We start from the raw sequence: 6,726 nt of genomic DNA on the forward strand, positions 1-6,726 counted from the left end.
CCCTCGACGATCCCGACCGCGGCCGCACCGGCGTCGGCGGTCACCCCCGCCGCGCAGCCGGCCACGACCACGACGACGACGGCCGCGCCGCCCGGCAGACCCACCCCGCGACCATGATCACGACCTCAGCGGCGACACGCCCGCCGGCCGCCACGACGCGCCGCCGAGGTCGTGATCATGCTCGGGGCAGCCCGAGCACCCGTCGCACCTCGCGTGCCAGGATCGTCCGCGATCCGTCCCCGGGACCCGAAGGGGCAGCCGATGCGCTACGACGACGACGCCCAGCTCGACACCTCCGAGGTCACCGACGACCGCGGTGAGGGTGGCGGCTCGGCGGGCTTCGGCGGCGGTGGTGGCGGACTCGGCGGTGGGCTGCTGCCGCTGCTCATCGGCTTCCTGTTCCGGGGACGCAGCGGCCGAGCGAGCTGGGTCGTCATCGTCGTGGCCATCGTCGGGTTCGTCGCGGTCCAGTACCTGGGTGGCGGGGGGAGCCGGACCTCCTCGGTCGCCGGTGGGTTCGGCGACCCGGGTGGGCCGGGACGCGCCGGGACCTCCGACCTCGCGAGCGAGTGCCGCACCGGCGCGGACGCCAACGCCAAGCTCGACTGCGCGATCGTCGCCGACATCAACTCGGTCCAGGCGTACTGGGCGGGCGGGGGATACCAGCAGGTCGCGAGGACCGTCCGGGGCGCGGCCCCGCGCTACCAGAACGTCGACACCGTCTTCTTCACCGGCTCGGTGAACACCCGCTGCGGGAGCGCCGACTCGAGCGCCGGCCCGTTCTACTGCCCGGGCGACAAGCTCGTGTACATCGACCTGAGCTTCTACGACCAGCTCAAGAGCCAGTTCGGCGCCGAGGGCGGCCCGCTGGTCAACGCCTACGTGCTCGCCCACGAGTACGGCCACCACGTGCAGGACCTGCTCGGCACCGAGGCGAAGGTCCGCTCGCGGCAGGGGGCGTCCTCGGACTCGGTCCGCCTCGAGCTGCAGGCCGACTGCTACGCCGGGGTCTGGATGAACCACGCGTCGCAGCCCGCGGGCGGGAAGCCGGCGCTCATCACCGACGTCACCCAGGCCGACCTCGCGAGCGCCGTGGACGCCGCCCAGCGCATCGGCGACGACTACATCCAGGGGAAGCTCGGTGGCGGCACGGTGAACCCCGACTCGTTCACGCACGGGTCCTCCGACCAGCGCAAGCGCTGGCTGACGACCGGCTTCACCACCGGCGACGCCACCCGCTGCGACACGTTCTCGGCGCAGACCCTCTGACCCTGGGCGACCCTCAGCGCACCCCGCGCATCGCCCGGCGCACCCACGGCGCGAGCAGGAGCAGGACGCCGCCGAGGACGAGCGCGACGATGCCGAGCGTGGCGAAGTAGGCGGCCTCGGTCGACGGGTCGTAGTACTTCGCCAGGGTCCCGGCCAGCGCCGAGCCGAGCGAGATCGACAGGTAGAACAGCGCGACCGTCTGCGATCGGAAGACCGCCGGCCCGATCCGCGTCGACAGCGAGAGCCCGACCGGCGACAGGTTGAGCTCGGCGAGCGCGAATACCAGCAGGATCAGGACGATCGCGAGCACCGGCGTCGTCGCCCCGGTTCCGCCCGCCCAGGGCAGGAACAGCAGGAAGGCGACGCCCATCCCGCCGGCGCCGAGCGCGAACTTCACCGGGGTCGAGGGCGCGCGGTCGCCGAGCTTGGTCCACATGAGCGCGAAGAGCGGCGCGAGGACGATGACGAAGAACGGCTCGAGCGAGTTGACCCACTCGGTCGGCATCTCCCAGCCCCCGAGCACCCGGTTCAGCCGCTCGTCTGCGTAGATCTCCACCACCGAGAACTGCTGCTGGAAGAGCGACCAGAACACCACGCTCGCCAGCCACAGCGGGATGAACGACCGCACCCGGCTGCGCTCCTCGGCGGTCACGCGCCCGCTCGTCAGCAGGATCGCGAAGATCCCGATCGCGATGACGGCGACCACGATCGCCACAGCCGTGGAGAGGTTGTCCGCTGTGAGCACGCCGACCGCGAACAGCAGCACGATGACGACGGCCGCGACCACGACGCCGACGGCTGGCCGGATCCACGCGCCCGGGGTGAGCGGGTTGGGCACGACGGACGCGGAGGCCGGGAGGTTCTTGCGCCCGGTCACGTAGATCCCGAGGCCGAGCGCCATGCCGACCGCGGCGAGGCCGAAGGCGAGGTGGAACGAGCCGCTCTCGCTCCGCAGCAGGCCGGTGAGCAGCGGGCCGACCAGGGCGCCGATGTTCACGCCCATGTAGAAGATCGAGAACCCGGCGTCGGCGCGCGGGTCGTCGCGGCGGTAGAGGGAGCCGACGACGGAGGTGGCCGAGGTCTTCACCCCGCCCGAGCCGAGCGCGACGAGGACGAGGCCGACGGCCACGCCGCCGAGGCCGGGCAGCAGCGCGAGCGCGATGTGGCCGAGCATCACGACGCAGGCGGCGCCGAACAGCGTCCGCTCGGGCCCCAGGACCCGGTCGCAGACCCAGGCGCCCGCGACGCACGCGAGGTACACCGTCCCGCCGTACGCGCCGATGATGCTGGTGGCCTCGCCCTTGTCCAGGCCCAGGCCGCCCTCGGTGACGGCGTAGTAGAGGTACAGCGTCATCACGGCCTGCATGCCGTAGAAGCTGAAGCGCTCCCACAGCTCGACCGAGAACAGGTTGGCGAGCGCCAGGGGATGGCCGAAGAAGCGGCGGTCGGTGGAGGAGTCCTCGCCGGGGTCGGGGGCGGTGACGAGGGAACCGTCGGCGGGGTCCGCCGCCGCGGGGTCGTCCGGGGAACCGGGGGTGGTGGTCACGGCCGGACAGGATGGCCCACCGCAGAGGTCCGCACCAGTGGTCGTCACCGAAACGACACTGCGTGTCGCCCGGACCGACGCATCACCCACGGGGGCGTATTCCGCCCAGTCGAACCTCCGCTCGACGTGACGACGGAGGTCCGTCAGGATGCGGCGCGAGTCACAGGCCCTCACCCGACGCACACACGAGGACACACGGAGGTCCCGATGGATCAGGCGGGATACGTCCAGCAGTACGCCCCGGTGCTCGGGTCCCTGGCCTGGAGCTCGCTGGTGGCCGCGCTGCCGCTGCTCGTGCTCTTCGTCCTGCTCGGGGGCCTGCGCGTGCGCGCCTGGCTCGCCTCGCTGATCGCCCTCGTGGTGGCACTCGGCGTCGCGGTCCTCGTCTACGGGATGCCGGTCGGTCAGGCCGCCCTCGCCGGGACCGAGGGCGCGGCCTTCGGGTTCTTCCCGATCCTCTGGATCGTCATCAACGCCCTGTGGATCTACCGCATGACGGTGCGCAGCGGGCACTTCGACGTGCTCCGGCGCTCCTTCGGCTCGGTGTCGTCGGACCAGCGGGTCCAAGCGGTGATCATCGCCTTCTCCTTCGGCGCGCTGCTCGAGGCCCTCGCCGGCTTCGGCGCCCCGGTGGCGATCTGCACCATCATGCTCATCGGGCTGGGCTTCAAGCCGATCAAGGCCGCGGTCGTCGCGCTGGTGGCGAACACCGCCCCGGTGGCCTTCGGCGCGATCGCCGTCCCGATCACGACGCTGGCCCAGGTCACCAACCTGCCCGAGGACGCCCTGGGGGCGGTGGTCGGCCGCCAGACGCCGATCCTCGCGGTGTTCGTGCCGTTCGTGCTGGTGGCGCTCGTCGACGGGGCACGGGGACTCCGGGACACCTGGCCCGTGGCGCTGACCGCCGGCCTCACCTTCGGGCTGGCGCAGTTCGCGGTGTCCAACTACCTCTCCGTGCCGCTGACCGACATCATCGCGGCCCTCGTCTCCGCCGGGGCGGTGGTGCTGCTGGTCCGCGCCCGGACCGGCACCACGAGCGCGACCCCGGTCGCCGTGCCCGCCGGCGGGGGCGGGGACGCGACGCCGGGTACGGGCACGACGACGGGCGGCGACGGCCCCGACGACCGCGACGGACCCGGGGGGCACCCCGACATCGCGCCGGGGGACCACGCCCACGACTCCCGCCGCGACGTCGTGCTCGCCTACATGCCGTACGTGATCATCATCGTCCTGTTCTCCGTGCAGCAGATCCCGCCGATCACCAAGGCCCTGAACTCGGTCACCGCGAAGTTCCGCTGGCCGGGGCTCGACGTGCGCACACCGTCGGGCGCGCAGGCCTCGTCGACGACGTTCACCTTCAACTGGCTCGCCGCGGCGGGGACGATCCTGCTCATCGCGGGGATCCTGACGGCCCTGGTGCTGGCGGTCCGTCCCGGGGACGCGCTGCGGGCCTACGGCGAGACCCTCAGCGAACTGCGTTCCGCCATCGCCACCGTGATGATCGTCCTGGCGCTGGCCTACGTCATGAACCTCTCGGGCCAGACCATCACCATCGGCCAGTGGCTCGCCGCGACGGGCGGGTTCTTCGCCGTCCTCTCCCCGGTGCTGGGCTGGCTGGGGACCGCCGTCACCGGATCGGACACGTCGTCGAACTCGCTGTTCGGCGCCCTGCAGGTCGCGGCGGCCCAGAAGTCCGGCCTGGACCCGGTCCTGCTCGCCTCCGCGAACTCCTCGGGCGGCGTCCTCGGGAAGATGATCTCGCCGCAGAACCTCGCGATCGCCGCGGCGGCGGTCGGGATGGCCGGGCGCGAGGGGGAGATCTTCCGTCGCGTGCTCCTCTGGAGCCTGATCTTCCTCGCCGGCATGTGCGTGCTGGTCTACCTGCAGTCCACCCCGGTGCTGGGGTGGATGCTGCCCTGAGTCAGGGGGTCCCGACGCGGTGCAGCGCGAGCGTCGCGTCGGCCGGCCCGGTCTGCGTCCAGGTGCCCGACGGCGCCGTCCAGGTGCGCCCGTCGTAGGTCACCCGGTCCAGAGCGAGGCGGGTGGCGTGGCCGACGAGCCACGAGGCGATGGCCCAGCCGGCCTCGGGGGACTGGCGCCCGGAGAGGCGCGCGGTGCCGAGCTCGGCGGTCGCGAGGCGCACCACGGTCTCCCGCGGCGGCGCCGAGACGTCGAGGTCGGTGCAGGTCAGCCCGCCCGGCGCCTGCCCGAGGAAGGCCAGCGCGAGGGTCCGCGCCTCGGGCTCGTGGTCGGCGTAGGCCTCGGGGTAACCGCTGCGCTGCACCCGCTGGGCGGCCTCGGTGACGTCCATCGACGCCCAGCCCGGCGTCGCGAGCAGCGCGTCGTAGAACTTCGTCGTCGAGGTGACGGTGTCGGTCAGCTCCGCGTCGGTGCCCCACCCCTGGCTGGGACGTTGCTGGAACAGCCCGACCGAGTCGCGGTCCCCGCCCGAGAGGTTCGCCAACCCGGACTCCTGGATCGCCGTGGCCAGCGCGATCGTCACCGCGCGGTCCGGCGCGCCGAGCCGGCGCCCGACCCCGGCGATCGTCGCCGCGTTGTCCATCTGCTCGGGGGACCCGCTCCACGTCGGGCGCAGGCCGGGGGAGCCCGGGGGCGCGGTCACCGTGCACTGCGCGCTCGAGGTCACCGCGGACACCCCGTTCACGATCGCGACCACGATCCCGACGAGCACCAGCACCACCACGACGGCGAGGGCGACGGGGAGCAGCCACCGACGACCGGCGAACCGCCCACCCGGCCGCAGCAGTCCCGTCACGAACGCCCCCGGGTCGTCCTGGCCCTCACCGGGTCCAGTGTCCCACCCGCGCCGGTTTCGCCCGGTCCGTGCTCGTCGTTGCCGCGGTGGTGCTGCGGCTGCGCCGCGCCCCGGCACCGCTCGCCGCCGCGTTCGGCTGATCGCGGACCGCTCGGCGCGGACCGCACACCCGACCCCCACACCGCTCGGCGTCCGCACAGCCGCGGCACAGGGAACGCCCAGCGCGCGGTGAGGAACCCGGCTGATCGTCGACCCGGTGACCACCTCCGTCATCACGGCGCCGCCCGCCGGCCCGGAGTCCGCGCCGGAATCCCGCGCGAGCGCCCGCTGGTTCCGCCCGGGCCTCGCCGGGGTCCTCGCGCTCGCCGCCCTCGTCGACCTCTGGGATGTCGGCGCGAACGGGAACGCGAACGCCTTCTACGCGGCCGCGGTCCAGGCCTCCACGCGCAACCCCGTGGCCTGGCTCTTCGCCGCCGTCGACGCGCCCGGCTTCATCACCGTCGACAAGCCCCCGGCCGACAACTGGTGGATGGGGCTGTGGGCCAACCTGTTCGGGTTCTCGCCCTGGTCCATGCTCGTCCCGCAGGCGGTGCTCGGCGTCGCCACCGTGGCGCTGCTGGTGCTCACCGTCCGCCGCTGGTCGGGGCCGGGCGCGGCCCTCGTCGCGGGCGTGGTCCTGGCGCTCACCCCGGTCGCCGTGATCATGTTCCGGTTCGACGACCCCGACCCGATGCTGACGTTCCTGCTGGTGGCGGCGGCCTACGCGCTCGTGCGGGCGGTCGACGCGGCCGCGCTCCGGGCCGGAACGGGGTGGCTCGTCGCGTGCGGGCTGCTGATCGGGCTCGGGTTCCTCGCGAAGATGGGCGTGGCGCTGCTCGTGGTCCCCGCGTTCGCGCTCGTGTACCTGGTGGCCTCGGCGGTGCCGTGGCGGCGCCGGATCGGCCAACTGGTCGCCGGCCTGGGCGGGATCGTCGTGGGCGCGGGGTGGTTCCTCGCGCTCGTCGCCGTGTGGCCGGCGTCGTCGCGGCCCTGGATCGGGGGCTCGACCGACAACTCGCTGCTGCAGCTCGCCGTCGGCTACAACGGGCTCTCGCGCCTCGTCGGCCGCTCGGGCGGCGGGCCCGGAGGAGGGGGC

General features: G+C 73.4%; 5 protein-coding genes. 3 read left to right on the forward strand and 2 right to left on the reverse strand.

What is annotated here, in order from left to right:
- Positions 1 to 261 precede the first annotated feature (261 nt).
- Entirely contained in the window at positions 262 to 1,269 is a 1,008-nt protein-coding gene (gene ypfJ / locus AC0CYZ_RS23530; protein ID WP_472219832.1) for a KPN_02809 family neutral zinc metallopeptidase, read from the forward strand.
- 13 nt (positions 1,270 to 1,282) lie between these two features.
- On the opposite strand, the gene AC0CYZ_RS23535 is transcribed toward ypfJ, so the two are convergent.
- The gene (locus tag AC0CYZ_RS23535) at positions 1,283 to 2,815 is read right to left on the reverse strand and encodes a peptide MFS transporter (RefSeq protein ID WP_472219834.1); all 1,533 of its coding nucleotides are present in this window, start codon (positions 2,813 to 2,815) and stop codon (positions 1,283 to 1,285) included.
- A 207-nt stretch (positions 2,816 to 3,022) separates the two neighbouring features.
- Here AC0CYZ_RS23535 and AC0CYZ_RS23540 point away from each other — a divergent pair, with 207 nt between their 5' ends.
- Complete coding sequence (locus AC0CYZ_RS23540) at positions 3,023 to 4,735, forward strand: L-lactate permease (protein ID WP_472219835.1); 1,713 nt, start codon at positions 3,023 to 3,025, stop codon at positions 4,733 to 4,735.
- Position 4,736: 1 nt separating this feature from the next.
- Here the strand turns inward: AC0CYZ_RS23540 and AC0CYZ_RS23545 are convergent, their stop codons facing one another.
- Complete coding sequence (locus AC0CYZ_RS23545) at positions 4,737 to 5,591, reverse strand: hypothetical protein (protein ID WP_472219837.1); 855 nt, start codon at positions 5,589 to 5,591, stop codon at positions 4,737 to 4,739.
- A gap of 256 nt (positions 5,592 to 5,847) precedes the next feature.
- On the opposite strand from AC0CYZ_RS23545, the gene AC0CYZ_RS23550 reads away from it, so the two are divergent.
- Positions 5,848 to 6,726, forward strand: an 879-nt coding sequence (locus AC0CYZ_RS23550) for an ArnT family glycosyltransferase (protein WP_472219838.1), incomplete at its 3' end; no start/stop codon positions are given.

This window comes from Actinomycetospora sp. (assembly GCF_055612215.1).